This is a genomic window from Pseudarthrobacter sp. TAF60_1 (genome assembly GCF_052113505.1).
Taxonomy (GTDB): Bacteria; Actinomycetota; Actinomycetes; order Actinomycetales; family Micrococcaceae; genus Arthrobacter.
Genome location: NZ_JBFRDI010000007.1, coordinates 48,115 through 68,316 on the forward strand (window position 1 = coordinate 48,115; position 20,202 = coordinate 68,316).

Below are 20,202 nucleotides of genomic sequence, written 5' to 3' on the forward strand. Positions count from 1 at the left end.
TTTAACGTGGCCGTTCATCCTCGCCACGTGGCTCATGTTGGTGGTGCTCCACCACGTTCCGGGCTTCAGTCCACGGCCGTAAACGCGTTCCGCGGGCTCGGCCACTGGATGTGACGCACTCAACCGCCGGATCTCCAGCTTCCCGTCGTACTCTTAGCCGTAAACCGGCCTTCCCACGAACGACGTGTCCGAACGGATTTGCATGTCAGAGCTGAATGTCAAGGAGCGCACCTCGCTCCAGCTGCCCATCACCGACGCCGCGTCCCTGTCCGCGGAGCAGGTCCTGGCGCAGTTGGGCTCCAGCGCCGCCGGCCTGTCCGACGAGGAAGCCGCGGCCCGGCTCGCCGACCTCGGCCCCAATGCCGTCCGCACCCACCGCGCCAACGGCTGGGCGGTGCTGGGCCGGCAGTTCGCCAGCCCCATCCTGATCCTGCTGCTGATCACGGCCGGGCTGTCCCTCTTCCTGGGCGACGCCACCAACTCGATCGTTATCGGTGTGATCCTGCTGGTCAGCGTAGGCCTGGGCTTCACCAACGAGTTCCGCGCCGAGCGCGCCTCCGAAGCCCTGCACTCCCGCGTAACCCACCGGGCCGTGGTGCTCCGCGGCGGACCCGCCGACGGGGCTGCCGGAACCGCCCGGGAAGTGGACGTCACCGCCCTGGTGCCCGGCGACGTCGTCCATCTCTCCCTTGGCGCCATCATCCCCGCGGACCTGCGGCTCCTCAGCACCAAGAACCTCCTCTGCGACGAAAGCATCCTGACGGGGGAGTCCCTGCCGGCTGCCAAGGACCCCGCACCCGTAGCCGCCGGTTCTTCCCTGGGCGACCTAGCCTCCTGCGCGTTTATGGGCACCATTATCCAGTCCGGCGGCTGCACCGGCGTGGTGGTGGCCACCGGCGGCCGGGCCGAATTCGGCCGGATCGCGCTGGGCCTGGGTGAACGGCAGCCGCAGACCGAATTCCAGCTCGGGCTCAAACGGTTCTCCTTCCTGCTGCTGCAGGTGGCAGTCGGACTCACTTCGCTGATTTTCATCGCCAACCTGCTGCTGCAGCGCCCGCTGATCGAATCGCTGCTCTTCTCACTGGCCATCGCCGTGGGCATCACGCCGCAGCTGCTCCCCGCCGTCGTCAGCACGTCCCTAGCCACCGGCACCCGGCAGCTGGCCAAGCGGAAGGTGCTGGTCAAACGGCTGGTCTGCATTGAGGACCTGGGGGACATGGACATCCTTGTCACGGACAAGACCGGCACCCTGACGGAGGGGAAGATCAGCTTTACCGGCGCGCTTCCGGTCGCCCCGGAGATCTCCGACGCCGGCCTGCTCACCTTCGGGCTGCTGGCCACCGAAACCGACTACAGCGAGGCCAAACTCTCCTCCGCCGGTCAGAACCCGCTGGACGCCGCACTCTGGGACAGCCCCGGGGCCGCCGCCTTTGACCCCGCCAGCTTCGAGCGGCTTGACCTGATCGACTTCGACCACCAGCGCCGCCGCACCACTGTGCTGGTCCGGGAGGCGGGCGGCCCCGCGCGCCTGGTCACCAAGGGTGCCCCGGAAGACGTCCTGGCACTGTGCGGGCCCACTCCGCCGGCCGTGCAGGCCATGCTGGATGAACAGTTCGACGCCGGCTCGCGGGTGGTGGCGGTGGCCGCCCGTTCTGCGGCGGGGCTCAGCGCGCTGACCGCGGCCGACGAGCGCGACCTCTCCCTGGCCGGATTCCTGATCTTCCTCGACCGGCCCAAAGCCAACGCCATGGCATCCCTGGACGAACTGGAGGCCCTGGGGATCACTGTCAAGATCGCCACGGGGGACAACGCCAAGGTGGCCGAAAAGGTCTGTGCCGATCTCGGTGTGGTCTCCGGCGGCACGCTCACCGGCGCGGACATCGAGAAGCTGTCTGACGCCGAGCTCGCGGTTTCCGCCCGGAACGCCACCATCTTCGCCCGCGTCTCGCCCGAGCAAAAGGCGCGCATCATCACGCTGCTGCGCCAAAGCGGTGGCGCCGTCGGTTTCATGGGGGACGGCGTGAACGATGCCCTGGCACTGCATAAAGCGGACATCGGCATCTCCGTGGACAGTGCCACCGACGTCGCCAAGGATGCCGCCGACGTCGTCCTCATGGACAAGGACTTGGGTGTCCTGGCCGAAGGGGTGCGGGAGGGCCGGCGGATCTTCGCGAACACCATCAAGTACGTGCTGATGGGAACGTCGAGCAACTTCGGCAACATGTTCAGCGCGGCCACGGCGTCGGTGGTGCTGAGCTTCCTGCCCATGCTGCCGGGCCAGATCCTGCTCAACAACCTGCTGTACGACACCGGGCAGCTGGCCATCCCGGGCGACCGAGTGGACAAGGAGCAGCTGCGGGCGCCGTCGCACTGGAACATCGCGTTCATCCGCCGGTTCATGTTCCTGTTCGGGCCGATCAGCTCGCTGTTCGACTTCGCCACGTTCGCGCTGATGCTGTTCGTGTTCGATGCCGTGCCGGGGGAGTTCCGGGCGGGCTGGTTCATCGAATCCATCGCCACCCAGACGCTCATCATCTTCGCCATTAGGACCCGGCGGGTGCCATTCCTGCGCAGCCGGGCATCCATCGGGCTGATCGTGGCGTCACTCGGTGTGGTGGCGGTCGGGATCTACCTGCCGCTCTCACCGCTGCAGGGCGTGCTGGGCTTCGACCCGCTGCCGGTGCCCTTCTTCCTGGCCCTGCTGGGCATGATCGTGGTCTACCTGGTTCTGGTGGAGTTCGCCAAGGGCTGGTTCTTCGCCCGGGATGCGCAGCAACTCCCAGCCGGGCCGGTGACCGTCCGCCGTCGGCCCGAAAGCCATCACATCGCCCGCCGCGCCTTCCGCTTCAGCGCCGCGGTTCCGGTGACCGCGCCGCGGCACCTGCGCCTCCTGCGTCGGTGACTAACTGACGCTTGAGGTTCCATGCAACGCGGGGTCACTGACGGCCCAATAACTCCCCGTTTTTCGGGCGTTATCTGACCTCGCGTTGCTCTTGAAAAGCCGTTTCCGCCTGCTCCCAGTGCCGCCGAAGCAATCCAGCCAGGCGCTCGGGTTCGATCCGGTGCGGCGGGTCGAAGTGGTGCCGCTTCGGAAACATCTCCAGGTGGAAGTCCGGGAAGAACACCCTCGACAGCCGGTTGGCAATTTCGCCAAAGTCGTCCGGGTTGCTGAGGCCGCCGAGGGCGAGGAAGACGGGTTGGCGAAAGGCCGCCAGGCGTGCCCTGTCCAGGTCATAGGTTTTGAAGGTCCGCAGGAACGCCCTGATGCCCGCCGGCCGCTTGGCCATCCACGGCGGCGGGGGACCCGACGGTGGCGGGACGACGACGTCGGGCTTTACCGCCAGCCTCATGAAGGCGGGCATGAACTGCTCCGGCGGGAGGGTTTCCAGTTGCTCGTACTGCCTCCAGAGCTCCGTGTGGGCAGGGCTCCAGTCCCAGTCTCCGGCCCACGCCGGTTCCAGCAGCGCCAGGCTCAGCAGCCGGTCTGGGTATTTGGCCGCGAACGCCAACGCCGCCGCGCCGCCACCTGAATAGCCCACCAGATGGAAGGTCTTCCAGCCACGGGCATCGGCCTCGCGGAGGACGCCATCCACCTCGGTGTCCAGGCTCCAGTCCGTCGGGGGAGCGTCGCCGGCATACAGCTCCAGGTCTTTGGCGACCGCTTGGACGTCCGGTCCGAGCGCCTGAATCAGCGCACCATAGGCGGGTTCGGCGGGGAGCACGCTCCCGGGAAGAAGGATGGCCCGTATTGGTCCCATGGCAGGATGCTACGCCGCCCGGGGCGCTTTGGGGAGCATACTGCGCTGCGGCTTCGGCAGCACAGGCGGCTTCAGCCGGAGGTTCAGGCAGGACGCTCAGGCAGGAGGTTGGCTGCGAGCGTCCTGGCCACGAACCGGCCGTAGCGTTCTGCGCTCCATCCCCGCTTGAGGACAAGAACCTCGTAGAGTTCCGCCGAGGTGCTCGTGAACATGACGTCGGCCACTTCCTCTGCTGTCAGGTCCGCCCGCAGGAAGCCCCTGCCGAGCACCTGCCGCGCGTTGTGCAGCATCCGGCGGAATCGTTCGTCGTCCACATCGTTGAGGAGCGCGGCCATGTCCGGATCCCCGCTCGCGGCGGCATCCCTGATGAGAAGGTAGACAGGCGATCCGATCGGACTGACCTCGGAGATGAACTGCCCGAACTGCTCCATGAGTTCCTGCGGGTCCGTGACGGTGACCTGGGCGCGGTCCGACCTTTCCTCGGCCGAAGGGCCGCCGGCGCCGAGCAGGCTCTGCTCGTAGATCGCCCGCACCAGCCCCGGCTTCCCGCCGAAACTCTTGTAAACGGACTCCTTCGAGACTGCGGCCGCGCGGGCGATCGCGGCAATGGTGGTCCGGCCGTACCCGCCGGCCAGGAACAGCTCGCGCGACTGCGCCAGCACCCGCACTCTCGCCTCTGCGGCCGCCTCCTGACGGCGCCGGGCATCGTAGGCGCGCGGCCGGGAAGCCTCCCGGTTCGATGCGTTGACCACCGGTCCCACGGGGCATAGACTCCTTGTATTAGTTGATTACAGCTGACTGTATCAAATTTAGCGTACCAGCCTCTCCGCCTCCCGCGACGGACAAACCCAAGGAGCAGATCATGGACGCGTCAGGAATGGACCATCTTCCCGAAGGCCCGGTGCAGCGTATGGTGGCCGCGGCAAACCGCCACGATCTCGACGCGATGGTGCAGGAGTTCGCCGAGGACTACGAGAACACCACCCCCGCCCACCCCGCGCGAAGCTTCCAGGGCTCAGCCCAGGTGCGGAAGAACTGGTCCGCGCTCTTTGCCGGAATGCCGGACCTGAGCCTCACCGTGCACGACGTCGCGACCGGCCCGGACGGCAAGGTTTGGATGGAATGGAGCAACCGGGGCACCCGCGCGGACGGATCGGTGTCGAGCGCCGCCGGCATTTCCATACTCACCGTCCGCGGCGACAAGATTGCCGCCGCGCATTTCTACCTTGAACCGGTGGAGCACGAGTCCGGGGATGCGGACGCCGCGGTCAGCATGGCCGTCCGAGGGGCGGCCGGAAGCGGTGAACCGTCATGATCCTGGTAGCCGGCGGCACGGGCCGTCTCGGCCGCACCCTGGTGCCCATGCTGGTGGACGCCGGCCACCGGGTCCGGGTCATGGCACGCGGCGATTCCCAACCCTTCCCCGGTACGGCCGCCGACGGCGTCGAGCTCCTGCGCGGGGACCTCGCCTCCGAGGAGGACTGCCGGAAGGCGGTGGCAGGCTGCACGGCGGCTGTGTTCGCGGCCTCGGGATTCGGCATCAAGGACTCCGATCCAAGAACCGTTGACCGTGACGGCGCCGTCCGGCTGGTGCACGCGGCGGCCGACGCCGGCGTGGAACATGTGGTGATGATGTCCATGCACGGCGCCGCTGCTGAAGGGCCCATTGAGTTCCTGCGTTGCAAGGCGGCGGCCGAGGGTGCGGTCCGGTCGTCCGGCATGGCCTGGACGATTATCCGGATCGGTGTTCTCCTTGAGCAGCGGCTCGAGATTATGACCGCCCCGCTTGAGTCCAAGGGCAAAGTGATGGTGTTCGGCTCCGGGCGTGCCCCTGTGACGTACACGTCCGTAAGGGACGCGGCAGCGCTCATTGTCCGCGTGGTTTCGGACCCTGCGTTGAGGAACCGCGTCATCGAATGGGGCTCCGTGACGGCCTCGGCTAACGAGGTGGCCGAGGCTGTGCTTGCCCGGGCGGCCCACGGCTCGGTCCAGCGGATCCCGGCAGCGGCTGAGCGCGTCCTGTCCGTTGTGGCCAGGCCGTTCTCCCCGTTCCTTGCCCGGATAGCAGGGGCGGGGATCTGGGAGGAATCCGGAGGCACGGCCTTTCAGTGGGCGCCGGGCCGGGCGGAGTTTCCGGACATCCCCGTCACCGGACTGCAGGAGGTCCTAACAACCTGACCCCGCGCCGGTTCCGTCAGCCCCGGAAGGTGCTATAGCTAGGGCGGGAGTGGGGACTCTTCAGCGTTGCCGTGACCGCGCCAACGTGGTCCAGAGGTGCCAGAGCATCCCGGCGAAGGTGGCCAGGAACGCGGTCACCGCCAGCCATAATTCGGCCTGTCCTATCGCGGCCACGATGGGCAGATCGGCAGCACGGCCCAGGTAGATGCCGGCAACGGCGTACATACCGAGCGGGAAAATGACGCTCCAGAGGCCCGGCTCGAAGGACAGCGGCACGCGGTGGATCACATGCCGCCACCAGCCGGCGGCCAGAAGCACGGGGAAGAGCCACGACGCGAAGGACCAGAACACCACGGAGGAGCCGGCCACGAGCCCGCGCGTCGCGTCCACCATGGGTGCGCCGGCCATCTCCACGATGCGTGCGCCGGCGAGGACGCTGATGGCCATCGCGCCCATGGCCACGAAGTACTGCGGCTTGAGGTCCTCGGGCTGGATGGGGTACGTCATAAGCCGCAGGGAGACGAAGATGCCCACGGCTGCGTACAGGATGAGCCCCACCGACCAGGCCACCACCGCCACGAGCGCCAAAGCGGGGCGCCAATCCGGCCCGGCCAGGGGTTCGATGGACGCCGCCCCCACCGACACGGACTGGCTCGCCACGCACCAGATGAACCACGTGCCGTTGGCGTCCTTGACCACCGGCCGCTCATCCCGGCCAAGCACAGCCGTCCATGGCACGACGTAGCCGAGCACCACCCAGGCGAGCACCGCCACGGAGAGGAGTGCCGCCGTCGTACCCGGCCACCCCGCCATGCCCAGCCGCACGCCAAGGACATTCGTGCCGGCGATGAAGGTGAAGAAGCCGAAGGCGCGTGCAGGGTCCATGAAGTCTTGGCGCATGTCCGCGGGGAACCGGGCCAGGCGCACGAGGCTGAGAATGAGGATCAAAGCGTAGGAGACCGCGCAGACCACGAGAAGCGCTGCGGAAAATGCGGGGAAGCCTTCCAGCTCAAGCCCCACCGAAATGATCCCGGAAGCCATGGGGAGGGCGAAATACCCCGGCGTGAGGGTCTGCACCGACTCCGCGACGCGGGAGCCAAACGAATCCGGGACGGAGCCAGCCGTGGTCATGTCCCCAAGTTTAGGCTGCGTACACCAGGTCCGAGCGGGCAAGGTCCACCAGGTTGATGGCCACCAGTACCGTGCTAACGAGCTCGGCAACTGCGGGGTTCTAGTCGCTATTTGTTGCTCTTGGTAAATAACGCCCGAAATCTCCTGTACTGTTGATCCTGTTGTTGTGTTTATGCAGTTGGTAGTTCAGGCAGTACGCGCGGTCGAAAGTCCGCGTTCTTCTGAAGTAGCGGTTTTGAACACCCCACACCGGAGGACCCGAAAGTCGGGACTTTTCCTCCACCTTCACGAAGGACAAAAATAATGGCTACTGGTACCGTCAAATGGTTTAACGCTGAAAAGGGCTTCGGCTTCATTTCCCCCGATGACTCCTCACAGGACGTTTTCGCACACTACTCTGCGATCGCTTCCTCCGGCTTCCGCTCACTCGAAGAGAACCAGAAGGTCTCCTTCGAAACCGAGCAGGGCCCCAAGGGTCCCCAGGCCGTAAACATCCAGTCCCTCTAATTCCTTAGAGATTCTGGGGCCTTAGGGTTTCATATTTCAAAGCAGGGCCGGTCATTTTGACCGGCCCTGCTTTTTGTTAAGGTATGCGTGCCGGGCGGCCGAGTGGCCGTGCGACAGTTACTCGTCAGGGTCCGGGTTCCTTACGTCGCGGTCGCCGATATCGGCGGCACCCAAGGCCGCGGCCGCGGGACTGCGCGCGGTGTCGTGTTCACGGACGCGGAGCTCCGGGTGGTGCAGGTCAAGGGCCGGGCGCTCTGAACGGATGCGGGGCAGTGACGTGAAGTTGTGGCGCGGCGGCGGGCACGAGGTGGCCCACTCCAGGGAGGCGCCAAAGCCCCACGGGTCATCCACTTCCACCTTCTCGGATTTGCGCGCTGTGATGTAGACGTTCCAGAAGAACGGAATCAGCGAGGCGCCCAGCAGCATGGAGGAAATCGTGGAGAACTGGTTCATCCAGGTGAAGTTGTCCTCCACCAGATAGTCCGCATAGCGGCGGGGCATGCCCATCACGCCGAGCCAGTGCTGGATGAGGAACGTTCCGTGGAAGCCCACGAACAGCATCCAGAAGTGGATCTTGCCCAAGCGTTCATTGAGCATGGAACCCGTGAACTTGGGCCACCAGAAATAGAACCCCGCGAACATCGCGAAGACCACGGTGCCGAACACCACGTAGTGGAAGTGAGCCACCACGAAATAGGTGTCCGAGACGTGGAAGTCCAGCGGCGGCGAGGCAAGGATGATGCCGGTCAGCCCGCCGAAGAGGAACGTGACCAGGAAGCCGATGCTCCACAGCATGGGCGTTTCGAAGGTCAGCGACCCTCGCCACATGGTGCCGATCCAGTTGAAGAATTTGACCCCGGTGGGCACGGCAATCAGCATGGTCATGAACGCGAAGAACGGCAGCAGCACTGAACCGGTGACGTACATGTGGTGCGCCCACACCGTCATGGACAACGCGGCAATGGAGATGGTGGCATACACCAGGCCCTTGTACCCGAAGATCGGTTTGCGGCTGAAGACCGGGAAGATCTCCGAAACGATGCCGAAGAACGGCAATGCAATGATGTAGACCTCGGGGTGGCCGAAGAACCAGAACAGATGCTGGTACAGAACGGGACCGCCATTTTCGGGATCGTAAATATGTGCGCCGAACCGTCGGTCCGCTCCCACGGCGAACAGCGCCGCAGCCAGCGGCGGGAAGGCCATGATCACCAGGATGGAGGTGATCAGCGTGTTCCAGGTGAAGATGGGCATCCGCCACATGGTCAGGCCGGGGGCCCGCATGCAGATGATGGTGGTGATGAAATTGACGGCACCAAGAATGGTGCCGAAACCGGACAGAATCAGGCCGAAGATCCACAAGTCACCGCCGACGCCCGGGCTGAACGTGGTGTTGTTCAGCGGCGCGTAGGCGAACCAGCCGAATGACGCCGCTCCCTGGGGCGTGATGAAGCCGGACATTGCAATGGTGGAACCGAAAAGGAAGAACCAGAAGGCCAGTGCGTTGAGCCTCGGGAAAGCGACGTCGGGGGCGCCGATCTGTAGCGGCATGACGAAATTCGCAAAGCCGGCAAACAACGGGGTCGCGAACATCAGCAGCATGGCGATGCCGTGCATGGTGAACAGCTGGTTGTACTGCTCTTTGGTCTGCAGGATCTGCATGCCCGGCTCGAAAAGCTCCGCGCGGATCAGGAGCGCCATGACGCCGGCCAGGCAGAAGAACAAAAACGCTGTGATCAGGTACATGTACCCGATGGTCTTGTGGTCGGTGGTGGTGAGCCACTTGACCACAATGCTGCCTTTGCGCCGCGGTACTACCTCAGGGGCCTCGGTCCCTATTCGTGATTGTCCGGTGATGGCCATCTTTCACCTTCCAGATACTTCTGCCCGGCACTAGCGGGCCCCTTGCATAAGCCCTTTACTGCAGGCTACTCAGGAAACAGGGGTGCGGGAAGAGGCTGGAGGCCAGCTCAGCTGCCGGTGCGGTTCAGTGCAGGCCCATTGCTGTCCGAACCTCCTCCAAAATATGGTGCATGGCTGATTCGGCGCGGGCAGTTTCGCCGCCGGCAACGGCCGCGGCCACGTCCTCGTGTGCCTTCAAAACGTCGTCCCCCGGCTTGAACGGCATAAGACCCTGCCGGGTGCGGCTGGTCAGGACCTCGGCCACCATTCCTTCCAGTGCCATAAACATCTCGTTGCCGCAGCTGCGCAGAAGCAGGCAGTGGAACTCGATGTCGGCGGCCAGGAATGCGTCGAGTTCGCCGGCCTCGCCGACGTGCCTCAGCTCTGCAGCCAGCTCCACCAGCCGGGCGCGCTCAGCGGCACTGGCCCGGCGGGCGGCTCCCGCGGCGGCAATGGGCTCGACGGCGATGCGCAGCTCCGTGAGGCTGCCGTACTGGACCTCGCGTCTGCCGGAAGCGAGACGCCACCGGACAAGCTTCGGGTCAAAGACGTTCCACAGCCTGCGTTCCTGCACCACGATGCCTACGCGGCGCCGCGAATAGACCATGTTCATGGACTCAAGCACTTTCATGGTGTCGCGGGCAACCGTCCGGGACACTCCATGTTCCTGCTGCATCCCCTCCAAGGTGAGCCGGCTTCCCGGCGGAAGGCTTCCGGAGGCGATGGCAACCCCGACCGCCTCCAAAACGCGGCCAGTTTGCGCGACGTTAGTGCCGCCGTCGCCCGCGCCCTCCAAGATTTGATCACCCGCGTTGTGCATTCTGTTCCTGTCGTGGTCTGGGAGATAGGAAGACCGCCCCGCAATCACATCAGCTCGATAAGGTAGTATCTTACCAATCCAATGGTGATACCTTACAGCCCTAATTCGGAGGCCCGCATGCAAAATCGCCCCACGCACCTGGTGGTCATGGGAGTTTCCGGAACCGGCAAGTCAACCATCGCCGCCGCTCTGTCCGAGCAGCTCGGCTGGGCCTGCGCGGAGGCAGACGAGTTTCATCCGCAGGCCAACATCGACAAGATGAGCCAGGGAATCCCGCTACAGGACGATGACCGGTGGCCCTGGCTCCAGGAAATCCAGAACTGGATGAGCGCCCAGGCCGCCGCCGGAAAGAGCACCGTCCTTACCTGCTCCGCCCTTAAACAGAGCTACCGCCACCTGCTGTCCGCCGCCCAGGGCCGGGTGCTTTATGTGCACCTCGACGGCGACGCCCACCTGATCGGCGAACGCATGGAGGGCAGGGAAGGGCACTTCATGCCGCCCACGCTCCTGCCCAGCCAGCTGGCAACCCTTGAACCGCTGAGCGCGGAGGAACTGGCGGGCGGAAGCATCCGCTTGGATATTTCGCGGACACCTGCGGAGCTGGTCCACGCCGTGCTTGCTGTTCTCGACGCTCCGACGCTGCCTTAAGCCCGGCCGCCGGCGATGTCCTCCGCAATGAACTCGGCGTCCGGGCCCACTCCGGGCAGGGTGGCCGAAACATGCCGGGTGAGCCAGGGCAGCCCCACGGCGTACAGCCCGGGAACCTCGGTGACGCCGCGGGTGTGGCGCGGATAGTTCCACCCATCCAGTACAGGCATGTCCAGGATGCTGTTATTCAGCCCGTACCCGGTGGCCCAGATGATGGACGTAACGTCCGCTTCGGCCAGGGTGAGGCGGGAGCCTGCCGCCTCGGGGAGCCAGCCGTCCGGCGGCGGAGCCTCGGGCTCCGGCGCGTTGATGCCGGCCGCGGCGATATAGGCGTCCGCCAACAACTTGAGCCGTTGCCCGAACCCGGCCTCCACCATCGCCAGGCGCGCGGGGAGGTCATCGGTGAAGTGGAGGTCGCCGTCGGCGGCCGTCTCCAGGTGCCCGTGCAACTGCACGCCCCGGCGTCCCAGATCCCTCAGATGGATGCTGTGCCCGCCGTCGTTCCCGGAGAGCAGCGGGTTGCAGGCGAAGCGCGCGGCGGGCGAAGGGAGGTGGTCCGCCATAAGTCCGTTGATGCCATGCTCCGGGCCGTGCAGGTTGACCTGCAGGATCCAATGGAACACATCCTGGCCACGGTACCGGCGGGGCGCTTCCGGGCACATCCCCACGGACAAATGCACCTCGCGGCCGGCGGCCAGCAGGTCCTCGGTGATCTGCCCGCCCGACTGGCCCGTCCCCACCACCAGAACCGCGCCGGCGGGCAGTTGCTGCGGATTGCGGTAGTCGTGGCTGTGCACCTGCAGGACATGCTGAGGGATCTTGTGGGCAACCGCAGGGACGCGCGGCTCTTGGAAGGCACCGTTAGCCAGCACCACGTTCCGGGCAGACCATACTCCGTGAGTGGTCTCCACCGTGAAGCGCTCCCCGTCCCGGGCGACCCGCGTGACCTCTGTTTCCAGCTGGACGGGCGCGGCAATCCGTGCCGCATAGTCCCGGAAGAATTCGACGGCGGCGTCCCGGGGAATGAAACCGTCCGGGTCCTGCCCGTCGTAGGGCAAGCCGGGGAGGCTGAGCGCGAAGTTGGGCGTGTTCAGGTAAAACGAATCCCACCGGTCCAGCCACGCACCGCCCAGCGTGCCGCGCCGTTCCAGAAGGACATGCTCCACGCCGTGGTGGGTGAGCCAGTAACTCATGGCAAGGCCGGCCTGACCCGCCCCGATCACCAGCGTGTCCACTTCGCGGGGTGTTCCTGGGCTGGGGGACATGGCTACTTCTTGACGGCCTTTGGCGCTGCGGCCTTGGACGCTGCGGCTTTGGGTGCTTTCGGCGGAAGCGCCGACACATGGGCGTATGCCTTCTCCGCCCACGCCCGGGCCCGCGCGTCGTCGCCGTCACCCTCTGCGTTCCACACTTCCGGCAGCCCGGTGTAGCCGCCCATCGGCCGCTCCGGCGGTCCGAACGGAACGGTCCGCTCGGTGCCTTCAAGCTCCTGCTTGTCTGCTTCCGCAAGCTTGACGCCGATGGTGGGGCCGAACAGCCCGGCGAACATGTTCCCGTTGACGAAGGCGCCAAGGTTGCCGAACATCGGCTTGATGGTCACGTCCGGGTGCACCGGCACGACGGCGCGGAACCGCTCCTTGTCCTCGTTCGTGGCCTTGGGCATGTCCATGGTTGTCTCTTCCGGTTGCAGAATTTACGGCGGATCTGACTGCAGGATATGCCCGCAGGAACGGCGGGTACAGGGCCGGACTGTCCGGGTAGCGTGGACCAAGTGGGGCCGCCGGGGAACACTGGACACGCCGCCGTCGTTGTGCCAGAGGCAGCGTGTTCCACCCCAGCGCCGCACCCCGACCAAAGGACACCCCTTGACTCCTCGCACCATCGTGATCACCGGCGCCAGCGACGGCATTGGAGCGGCAGCCGCACGGACACTGGCCGGGGGAGGAGACCGGGTGGTCGTCGTCGGGCGTTCTGAAGCGAAAACGCGCACGCTGGCCAAGGAATTAAACACAGATTACTTCGTGAGTGACTTCGCCGAGCTGGACCAGGTCCGCGAGCTCGCCGCGCAGCTGCGGGACAATTACGAACGGATCGACGTCCTGGCCAATAACGCCGGCGGCATCATGGGTAAGCACCTGCTCACGGTGGACGGCAATGAATCCACGTTCCAGATCAACCACCTGGCGCCGTTCCTGCTCACCACCGAACTCATGGACGTCCTCACCGCCAGCAAGGCAAAGGTCATCAACACTTCAAGCGGCGCAAACAACTTCGGCAAAATCGACCTCTTCGACCTCAACGCCGAGCACAGCTACTCCACCAACCGCGCTTACGGCACAGCGAAACTCGCCAACATCCTCTTCACAAGCGAGTTGCACCGCCGCTTCGGTGAGCAGGGGATTACGACGGCGGCGTTCCACCCGGGCGTGGTCCGCACCAACTTCGCGGCGGACTCAACCAGCCCCATGCGGCATGCCTACAAGACGCTGCTCAACCGATTTATGCTCACCCCGGACCAAGGTGCCGACACCCTTCTCTGGCTCATCAACGGGACCGCAGGCGCCGACTGGGTCTCCGGCGCCTACTACTACAAGCGGGCCCTCGCCAAAGCCAACGCCCAGGCTTACGACGCCGAGCTGGCGCAGGGTCTGTGGGAGGCCAGCGAGGCGCTGGTGGCGGCCCGCTAAGTTCTGGCTCTCCCGGTCCGCCGGCACGTTGCAAGCCCAACTAGGTAGCAGTAGGTGTCGTTATGAGCCCTCAAAACGACACTTACTGCTACCTAGTTGGGATGGCAGTCCCTTGGTGCGCTGCGCGTTCTTCCTGTTATTCGCCGAGCAGGCTATAGGTGCTGACCACGTTGCCCTTGGACGTGCGGTACTGATCCGTCAGGCTGAGCCGGGTGGTGGGGTCGCCAGGTTCGAACAGGTGCCGGCCGCTGCCTGCCACCACCGGGTGCGTCATGAGGGTCAGCTCATCCAGCAGTCCGGCGAACAGCAATTGGCGCACCAGCGAGATGCTGCCCATGACGGCGATCTCGCCGCCGTCGCCCTGTTTGAGACTCGCCACGAAGTCCTCTAGGGGACCCTCGATCAGGTGGGAGTTCTGCCACTCCAGCGGCTCCTTGAGCGTCCGGGAGGCCACGAACTTTTCCACAGTGTTGATGAAGCCGGCGAATTCCTGGTCCGCGGACGCGGTGGGCCAATAGCCCGCCCACTCCTGGTAGCTCACGCGGCCCAACACCACGGTATCCACACGTTCCATTACGCCGGCGAGGCCTTTGCCCAGATCGTCATCGAAGCTGTCGAACTGCCAAAGATTCGGTTCTGACACCACCCCGTCAACGGAGTGGAACAGGCCGGACGTGACTTTGCGCATGAGGACCTCCAGTGTTCTAGGTGCAGTGCGGACCGGCGGATGCGCCGGACACGTCCACGGTATTCTGCAGTTCGCCGATGGGGAAGGGAGCCGACGGACGGCCGGTTGAGTTATGTTCATCACCACTGCCTGCGTGTTGCACGAATCCACAGCCCGGCAGGCTCATACTTGTCTCTATGCGGCCTTGCGCTGCGCCCCGGCCAGGCAGGAGGAAGTGCGTGGAATCCCTGAAAAAAATCGTGAGCAACCAGTATTTCCCGGCGGCGGCAGTGCTGACGGCCGTGGTGCTGTTCTGGACCATCGCCATGTTCGGCGGCCTCTCCCTCCTGCACAACAATCAGCCGCCCATGGCCACCCTGACCTGGATGCTGTTTGTCTACGCTGCGGCAGTCCTGACACCACTCGCAGGCATCATCGCCGCGGCGGACCTGATCCGACGCTGGCGCCGCAACCGCCAGTACGCGCAGCTCGAAATGGCGGAGTACGAATCGGCGGAGTACGAATCCGCTGAGTACGTCGCTGAGTTTGAAGTGGCGCAGGAACAGGCAACTGAAACCGAACCGGCAGCAGACCCGCAGGCCACCCCCGAAGCATCCGAGCAGGCTGAACCTAAGACCTCCGAACAGCCCGCACCTGCGCAGCCGGCCCCGGGCCAGCAGCGACCGGCCACGCCTCAGGCCGCCACGAAGCAGCGACCGGCCCAGCCTAAGCAGCGCAAGACAGCCGCTTAGCCGAGGCCGGAACGGCTCGACAACGTGTCCAGGGCGTGGCCTGAATTCTTGAGCGCCTGCTCGAGCCGGGCGGCCGGCTCCGGGTGCGAGAACAGATAGCCCTGCAACGAATCGCATTCCAGCGCCATGAGGTAGTGCGCCTGCTCCTCGGTTTCGATGCCCTCTGCCGTGACCGTCAGCCCGAGGCTGTGGGCCATGTTAATCATGGAGCTAAGAATGGGCAGGCGTTCGTTGCCGGTGCGCACCATGGAGACAAACGTCCTGTCAATCTTGATGATGTCCACCGGCAGCTCCTGCAACCGTCCCAAGGACGAGTAGCCCGTACCAAAATCGTCCAACGCCACCCGGGCTCCGGCGGCCCGGAGTCGGCTGAGCTGCTTGATCACGTTGCAGTCGGCGTCGAAAAATACACTCTCGGTGACCTCAAGAACCAGCTGGTAGGCCCCCACGCCATGTTCTTCCGCAAGGTGCAGGACACTGTCGGCGAAGTCTATTTCCTGCAGCTGGACCCCGGAAACGTTCATGGACAACGACCGCGACGGGTCCTCGCGCAGCCACGTTGCCACATGCTTGAGGCTTTGCGCCATTACTTCGGCGCCGAGTTCCTTGATGAGTCCGCTGCGTTCGGCCAGGGGAATGAAAAGTCCGGGCGGGACGCGCTGGTTCCCGCGGTCCCAACGTGCCAATGCCTCAAACTTGACCACGCGGCCCATCCGCGGCGACACGATGGGCTGGAACTCCACGGAAATCTCACCCCGGGCCACGGAGAGCTGGAGGCCGGCTTCCAAGTCGGTCCGCTTGACCAGAGCGGTCATCATGTCCGGGTGGAACCGGAGGAATCGGTTCTTGCCCGCGGCCTTGGCCGCGTACATGGCGATATCGGCCTCGCGCAGCAGTTCCGAGGCGCCCAGGGCAGCTCTGCCTACTGAGGCCAGTCCCAGGCTCAGGCTGGGCCGCAGCACGGTGCCCTCGATGGAGAAGGGCACGTGCAGGCACCGGACAATGCACTCGGCGATGGCTTCCGCATTGGGGCAGGCGGTCAGGAGGACCACAAACTCGTCGCCGCCCAACCTCGCCACCACATCCGCGGTGGGAACGCAGCCCCGCAGCCGGCGGGCAACTTCCACCAGCATGACGTCGCCTGCGTGGTGGCCAAGAATGTCGTTGACCTCCTTAAAATCATCAAGGTCAATCAGGAAAACATCCACGGACTTGAGCCGCGGCTCCTTCAGGGCGGACAGGAGCTCCTTGTTGAAAACCGCCCTGTTCGCCAACCCGGTCAGTGGGTCAGTGAACGCCATGGCACGCAGTTGCTCGGCCTGGGACGCAAGATCCCGGAGGGCCTGCTGCGCCTGCTCCTGGGCTTTCCGCGCCAGCTCCTGCGCCTGCCGGCGCGGTGTTACGTCCCGGAAGCTCCAGACCCGGCCTACCACCTTGTTGCCCACGCGCTGCGGCCGCGAATACCGTTCAAAGGTCCTGCCGTCCAGGAAATCCACCACATCGTGGCTCTCGGCCGTAGGGTCCTGCGTCAGTTCGGACACCCGGGCCAGGAAGGCCTCCGGCTCCTTCACCTGGGCCAGGATCACCTGCATGGCCGGCTCGTCAGAATCGGCCTCCATGTATTCGGGCGGTATGCCCCACATCTTGAGGAACTGCTCGTTGAGCCCGGCGATCTTTCCCTCGGCGCTGATGACAAGGATCCCGTCAGCGGTGGACTCCAGCGTCGCCGTCAGCAGGGACATCGCTTCCCGCAACTCCGCATCCGCGGGCTTCCGGTGGGAGGTGCTGCGGAAAGACAAGAGCAGCAGTCGCGGGCCGACGTCGTCAATCAGGGAGCCGGCCATTTCTGCGGCGAAGTCCGTGCCGTCACGGTGGATCATGCGCACCTCGCGCGGCGGCGTCTGGTGGCTGGGCTCTGCCTTCAGATCATCCAGCAGCTGGCGGGCTTCCGTTCGGAACGGCTCGGCAAGAAGCAGTGAGTGGTCGCTGCCGAGCAAGTCATCGCGCGCATATCCGAACAGCCTGGTGGAGGCTGTGTTCGCGAGGCGGATGATGCCTTCCTTGTCCAGTGCCAGGAGTGCGTCCGGACTGGCATCAACGAGCGCGCCAAAAATGCGTGCCGCCAAAACCTTGTTTCGCCGCCTGGTTCCCCCCCATGCGCAACCACCCCCACGCACCTCATAAAGTGCGCGCGCGGATCGCGGGACGAAATGCGTCACTTTTGCGAGCCCTTGGAAGAATCCGGCCCGGAAATCCGCGCATTAACCGCCAGGTGGCGCCGGAACGGGCTTATGACTTACGCATTCCGGCCAAGCCGGTCGGCCGCAGTCCTCCGGCCACCAAGGCCGTGCCCGGCGGCCCCGGCGCCTTGCCCGGCCGCTTCCAGTACACCGCCGGAGTTGGTGCCCAGCCCACGGACCACCCACCCCTCGGCCCGCCAGTCAGCAGCATCCAGGACGTTCCGCCCGTCCAGTACCACCCGACGTCGGACGAGTCCGCCCGCAACGGCCGGGGACAGGTGACGGTACTCGTCCCACTCGGTGAGCAGCAGCACCAGCTCGGCACCTTCCAACGCCCGCGCAGTGGAGGCCTCGAACCGCAGTTGCGGGTAGCGCAGCCACGCGTTGTTGACGGCTTTCGGGTCCGTCACGGTCACGTGCGCGCCGGCTGCTGCCAGCCGGGCGGCGACGTCCAGCGCCGGGGAGTCGCGGATGTCATCGGTCTCCGGCTTGAACGCGGCGCCGAGGACAGTGATTGCCCGCCCGGAGAGGGTTCCGCCGCACAGTTCCGCGGCAAGGTCCACGGTCCGGGCCCGCTGGCGGACGTTGATGGCATCCACCACTGCCATCCACTCGTTGACCGGGTCCACGCCCAGCGAGGCGGCCTGGCTGCTGAGGCTGCGGATGTCCTTGGGCAGGCACCCGCCGCCGAAGCCCAGCCCGGCATGCAGGTAGCGGCTGCCGATCCGGGGGTCCATGCCCATGGCCTCGCTGAGTTCGGCCACGTCCGCCCCGGACGCGTCGCACAGTTCGGCGATGGCATTGATGAAGCTGACCTTGGTGGCCAGGTACGCGTTGGCGGCCGACTTGATCAGCTCGGCCGTGGCGAAGTTGCACACCAGGCGCGGGATGCCGGCGTTCAGCAGGGGCTCGTAGACGGCATCCAGGGCTGCTGTCACCCCGAGCGGCGCACCGGTCCCGGGCTTGAAAGCCGCGGCGCGGCCGCCGTCCACACCGTACACCAGCCGGTCCGGCACCAGCGTGTCCTTCACCGCCGTGCCCTGGCGCAGGAACTCCGGGTTCCAACCCAGGTGCACGTCCGGCCGCCTGGCCAATACTTCACTGAGCATGTCCACCGTGCCCACGGGCACCGTTGACTTACCGACGACGACGGCGCCCCTCGCCAGGTGCGGGAGCAGCGCCTCCGTGGCGGCCACCAGGAAGGTGAGGTCGGCGCCGTCGGACGTTTTGGACTGCGGCGTCCCGACACACAGGAAGTGGACCTGGGCGCCCGCGGCGGCGGCGAAGTCCGTGGAGAATGTCAGGCGGCCGGTGGCCTTTCCATCGCGGAGCAGCTCATCCAGGCCAGGCTCGAAGAAAGGTGCCAGGCCACGGCCCAGCTGGTCCACTTTGGCGGCGTCCACATCGATGCCCACCACGGTGTGGCCCATGGATGCGAGCGTGGCGGCGTGGACTGCGCCAAGGTAGCCGCAGCCGATCACGGAAATTTTCACAGGGACACTCCTGGTTTGCTCTCGGCCGGCCTGATGACCGGATGGCTTGCAATAACGTCGACGTACTGCTCCTCAAGCAGGGCGCACAGTGCAGGCCACGTCCGGTCCTGGACCGAGGCGTGCGCTGCCGTGGCGAACGCGCGGCGCTTGGCGTCGTCGCCCATCAGGTCCAGCACGTGGGTGCGAAAACCGGCCAGGTCCCCGGGCTGGTACAGCCAGCCGGTGCGGGAGTTCTCCACCAGGTCCAGGGGCCCGCCGCGGCCGGTGGCAACGACGGGAACGCCCGAGGCCATGGCCTCCTGGATGGTCTGGCAGAACGTCTCGAACTCGCCGGGATGGACAAAGAGATCGAAGGACGCCACCGCCTTCGCAAGCTCCTCGCCGCCGAGGAAGCCGGTGAACACCGCGTCCGGCAACGCTTCCTGCAAGGCCGCCCGCTGGGGTCCGTCACCCACAATCACCAGTTTGGAGTTGGGGATGTCGGCGAGCGCGGCGAGGTCCTCCACCTGCTTTTCGATGGCCAGCCGGCCGACGTAGCCGATGATCCGCTCACCGCCGGGCGCCACGGCAGCCCGCCACCCGGCGTCGCGCTTTTCCGGCGAAAACCGGGCGGTATCCACCCCCCGCCGCCACATGCCCACCCGCGGGATCCCGCGGCCGCGCAACTGGTTCAGCGCGAACGTGGACGGCACCAGGGTCCGGGTGGCCAGCAGATGGATGTTCTCCACGCGGTTCCAGGCCCAGTTCTCCAGGAACGGCACGCCATACCGGGCCGCATAGCTGGGCACCTCGGTCTGGTAAATGGCTACGGTGGGGATCCGCAACTGATGCGCGGCCTGCACTGCCCGCCAGCCGAGGATGAAGGGCGAGGCGAGGTGGATGAGGTCCGGTGCGTAGTCGGCAAGGATTCGCTTGACCCGATACACACCGCCCATCGCCACTCTGACGTTCGTATAGCCCGCCAACGGAACCGCGGGAACCCGGTGCACCTTCGCGCCGTGAACCACCTCGGCCGGCCCCACAAACTCGGCCATGGCATCGGCCACCGCATGGGTTGACGGGGCGATGACCAGGACGTCGTGACCCTGACCCTCCAGGTGCTCCAGCACCCGCAGGATGGAGTGGGTCACCCCGTTCATCAGTGGCAGGAATGATTCGGCAACAATTGCGATCCTCACCCCTCCACAATCGGCGCGCGGGCTGACGCTGCGGGGGAGGAGGCGTAACGCGGAGGGAAAGCTTAGGTGAACTCGGGAAAGGAAATTTAGAAAATTTGCTAAGTACCCTTTGCTTTTATTGCTAAGCCTGCTTAGGGTTGTAGGGCAGCTGTAGCTGAGCCTCAAGCAAATGGGGTGGATGCCAAGCGATTCGGAGGCGCGAGCCCCGGGTACCGTGGGCCCATGCAAGCCCAATCCCCAA

18 protein-coding genes are annotated in these 20,202 nt (G+C 65.6%); 7 read left to right on the forward strand and 11 right to left on the reverse strand.

The window, feature by feature from the left end; genetic code table 11:
* Positions 1-202: 202 nt before the first annotated feature.
* Positions 203-2,902, forward strand: coding sequence for a magnesium-translocating P-type ATPase (mgtA, locus tag AB4Y73_RS09805; RefSeq protein WP_441871242.1), 2,700 nt, complete (start codon positions 203-205; stop codon positions 2,900-2,902).
* Positions 2,903-2,972: 70 nt separating this feature from the next.
* On the opposite strand, the gene AB4Y73_RS09810 is transcribed toward mgtA, so the two are convergent.
* Positions 2,973-3,758: an alpha/beta fold hydrolase gene (locus AB4Y73_RS09810; RefSeq protein ID WP_441871243.1), complete on the reverse strand. Its 786-nt coding sequence runs from the start codon at positions 3,756-3,758 to the stop codon at positions 2,973-2,975.
* An 83-nt stretch (positions 3,759-3,841) separates the two neighbouring features.
* Positions 3,842-4,519 (reverse strand): TetR family transcriptional regulator, encoded by a 678-nt coding sequence (locus AB4Y73_RS09815; protein WP_441871244.1) that lies wholly within the window; start codon positions 4,517-4,519, stop codon positions 3,842-3,844.
* 101 nt (positions 4,520-4,620) lie between these two features.
* Here AB4Y73_RS09815 and AB4Y73_RS09820 point away from each other — a divergent pair, with 101 nt between their 5' ends.
* Positions 4,621-5,073, forward strand: a complete 453-nt coding sequence (locus tag AB4Y73_RS09820; protein ID WP_441871245.1) for a nuclear transport factor 2 family protein — start codon at positions 4,621-4,623, stop codon at positions 5,071-5,073.
* Positions 5,070-5,936: an SDR family oxidoreductase gene (locus AB4Y73_RS09825; RefSeq protein WP_441871246.1), complete on the forward strand. Its 867-nt coding sequence runs from the start codon at positions 5,070-5,072 to the stop codon at positions 5,934-5,936. The genes AB4Y73_RS09820 and AB4Y73_RS09825 overlap by 4 nt, the downstream gene beginning before the upstream one ends.
* 60 nt (positions 5,937-5,996) lie before the next feature.
* Here AB4Y73_RS09825 and AB4Y73_RS09830 read toward each other — a convergent pair whose 3' ends face one another.
* The gene (locus tag AB4Y73_RS09830; RefSeq protein ID WP_441871247.1) at positions 5,997-7,067 is read right to left on the reverse strand and encodes a tellurite resistance/C4-dicarboxylate transporter family protein; all 1,071 of its coding nucleotides are present in this window, start codon (positions 7,065-7,067) and stop codon (positions 5,997-5,999) included.
* 303 nt (positions 7,068-7,370) lie between these two features.
* Between AB4Y73_RS09830 and AB4Y73_RS09835 the strand changes: the two genes are divergently transcribed.
* On the forward strand, positions 7,371-7,574 hold the full coding sequence (locus AB4Y73_RS09835) for a cold-shock protein (RefSeq protein WP_066274236.1): 204 nt from the start codon (positions 7,371-7,373) through the stop codon (positions 7,572-7,574).
* A gap of 117 nt (positions 7,575-7,691) precedes the next feature.
* Here AB4Y73_RS09835 and ctaD read toward each other — a convergent pair whose 3' ends face one another.
* Together ctaD and AB4Y73_RS09845 are read right to left on the reverse strand one after the other, a co-directional pair.
* The gene (ctaD, locus tag AB4Y73_RS09840; RefSeq protein ID WP_441871248.1) at positions 7,692-9,437 is read right to left on the reverse strand and encodes an aa3-type cytochrome oxidase subunit I; all 1,746 of its coding nucleotides are present in this window, start codon (positions 9,435-9,437) and stop codon (positions 7,692-7,694) included.
* A gap of 124 nt (positions 9,438-9,561) precedes the next feature.
* Entirely contained in the window at positions 9,562-10,296 is a 735-nt protein-coding gene (locus AB4Y73_RS09845) for a FadR/GntR family transcriptional regulator (protein ID WP_441871249.1), read from the reverse strand.
* Positions 10,297-10,413: 117 nt separating this feature from the next.
* Here AB4Y73_RS09845 and AB4Y73_RS09850 point away from each other — a divergent pair, with 117 nt between their 5' ends.
* Positions 10,414-10,944, forward strand: coding sequence for a gluconokinase (locus tag AB4Y73_RS09850; RefSeq protein ID WP_441871250.1), 531 nt, complete (start codon positions 10,414-10,416; stop codon positions 10,942-10,944).
* On the opposite strand, the gene AB4Y73_RS09855 is transcribed toward AB4Y73_RS09850, so the two are convergent.
* On the reverse strand, positions 10,941-12,209 hold the full coding sequence (locus AB4Y73_RS09855) for a flavin-containing monooxygenase (protein ID WP_441871251.1): 1,269 nt from the start codon (positions 12,207-12,209) through the stop codon (positions 10,941-10,943). The genes AB4Y73_RS09850 and AB4Y73_RS09855 overlap by 4 nt on opposite strands.
* A gap of 2 nt (positions 12,210-12,211) precedes the next feature.
* Positions 12,212-12,613, reverse strand: coding sequence for a TfoX/Sxy family protein (locus tag AB4Y73_RS09860; RefSeq protein WP_441871252.1), 402 nt, complete (start codon positions 12,611-12,613; stop codon positions 12,212-12,214).
* Between the two features lie 196 nt (positions 12,614-12,809).
* On the opposite strand from AB4Y73_RS09860, the gene AB4Y73_RS09865 reads away from it, so the two are divergent.
* Positions 12,810-13,631 (forward strand): SDR family NAD(P)-dependent oxidoreductase, encoded by an 822-nt coding sequence (locus tag AB4Y73_RS09865; RefSeq protein ID WP_441871253.1) that lies wholly within the window; start codon positions 12,810-12,812, stop codon positions 13,629-13,631.
* Between the two features lie 136 nt (positions 13,632-13,767).
* On the opposite strand, the gene AB4Y73_RS09870 is transcribed toward AB4Y73_RS09865, so the two are convergent.
* Entirely contained in the window at positions 13,768-14,319 is a 552-nt protein-coding gene (locus AB4Y73_RS09870) for a dihydrofolate reductase family protein (protein WP_441871254.1), read from the reverse strand.
* Positions 14,320-14,537: 218 nt separating this feature from the next.
* Here AB4Y73_RS09870 and AB4Y73_RS09875 point away from each other — a divergent pair, with 218 nt between their 5' ends.
* Complete coding sequence (locus tag AB4Y73_RS09875) at positions 14,538-15,050, forward strand: hypothetical protein (protein ID WP_441871255.1); 513 nt, start codon at positions 14,538-14,540, stop codon at positions 15,048-15,050.
* Here the strand turns inward: AB4Y73_RS09875 and AB4Y73_RS09880 are convergent.
* The 3 genes from AB4Y73_RS09880 to AB4Y73_RS09890 all read right to left on the reverse strand — a co-directional run bounded on the left by AB4Y73_RS09880 (position 15,047) and on the right by AB4Y73_RS09890 (position 19,961).
* On the reverse strand, positions 15,047-17,176 hold the full coding sequence (locus AB4Y73_RS09880) for a putative bifunctional diguanylate cyclase/phosphodiesterase (protein WP_441871256.1): 2,130 nt from the start codon (positions 17,174-17,176) through the stop codon (positions 15,047-15,049). The two genes, AB4Y73_RS09875 and AB4Y73_RS09880, sit on opposite strands and share 4 nt — an antisense overlap.
* Before the next feature lie 170 nt (positions 17,177-17,346).
* Complete coding sequence (locus AB4Y73_RS09885) at positions 17,347-18,783, reverse strand: UDP-glucose dehydrogenase family protein (RefSeq protein ID WP_441871257.1); 1,437 nt, start codon at positions 18,781-18,783, stop codon at positions 17,347-17,349.
* A complete protein-coding gene (locus AB4Y73_RS09890) occupies positions 18,780-19,961 on the reverse strand; it encodes a glycosyltransferase family 4 protein (protein WP_441871258.1) in 1,182 nt (393 codons plus the stop codon). Before AB4Y73_RS09890 ends, AB4Y73_RS09885 begins: the two co-directional genes overlap by 4 nt.
* Between the last annotated feature and the right edge of the window lie 241 nt (positions 19,962-20,202).

Bases quoted from the DNA above. Each gene is read 5' to 3' on its own strand.
- mgtA (WP_441871242.1), top strand. From the start codon at position 203: ATGTCAGAGCTGAATGTCAAGGAGCGCACCTCGCTCCAGCTGCCCATC.
- ctaD (WP_441871248.1), bottom strand. From the start codon at position 9,437: ATGGCCATCACCGGACAATCACGAATAGGGACCGAGGCCCCTGAGGTA.
- AB4Y73_RS09855 (WP_441871251.1), bottom strand. From the start codon at position 12,209: ATGTCCCCCAGCCCAGGAACACCCCGCGAAGTGGACACGCTGGTGATC.
- AB4Y73_RS09825 (WP_441871246.1), top strand. From the start codon at position 5,070: ATGATCCTGGTAGCCGGCGGCACGGGCCGTCTCGGCCGCACCCTGGTG.
- AB4Y73_RS09835 (WP_066274236.1), top strand. From the start codon at position 7,371: ATGGCTACTGGTACCGTCAAATGGTTTAACGCTGAAAAGGGCTTCGGC.
- AB4Y73_RS09870 (WP_441871254.1), bottom strand. From the start codon at position 14,319: ATGCGCAAAGTCACGTCCGGCCTGTTCCACTCCGTTGACGGGGTGGTG.
- AB4Y73_RS09850 (WP_441871250.1), top strand. From the start codon at position 10,414: ATGCAAAATCGCCCCACGCACCTGGTGGTCATGGGAGTTTCCGGAACC.
- AB4Y73_RS09830 (WP_441871247.1), bottom strand. From the start codon at position 7,067: ATGACCACGGCTGGCTCCGTCCCGGATTCGTTTGGCTCCCGCGTCGCG.
- AB4Y73_RS09810 (WP_441871243.1), bottom strand. From the start codon at position 3,758: ATGGGACCAATACGGGCCATCCTTCTTCCCGGGAGCGTGCTCCCCGCC.
- AB4Y73_RS09820 (WP_441871245.1), top strand. From the start codon at position 4,621: ATGGACGCGTCAGGAATGGACCATCTTCCCGAAGGCCCGGTGCAGCGT.
- AB4Y73_RS09845 (WP_441871249.1), bottom strand. From the start codon at position 10,296: ATGCACAACGCGGGTGATCAAATCTTGGAGGGCGCGGGCGACGGCGGC.
- AB4Y73_RS09860 (WP_441871252.1), bottom strand. From the start codon at position 12,613: ATGGACATGCCCAAGGCCACGAACGAGGACAAGGAGCGGTTCCGCGCC.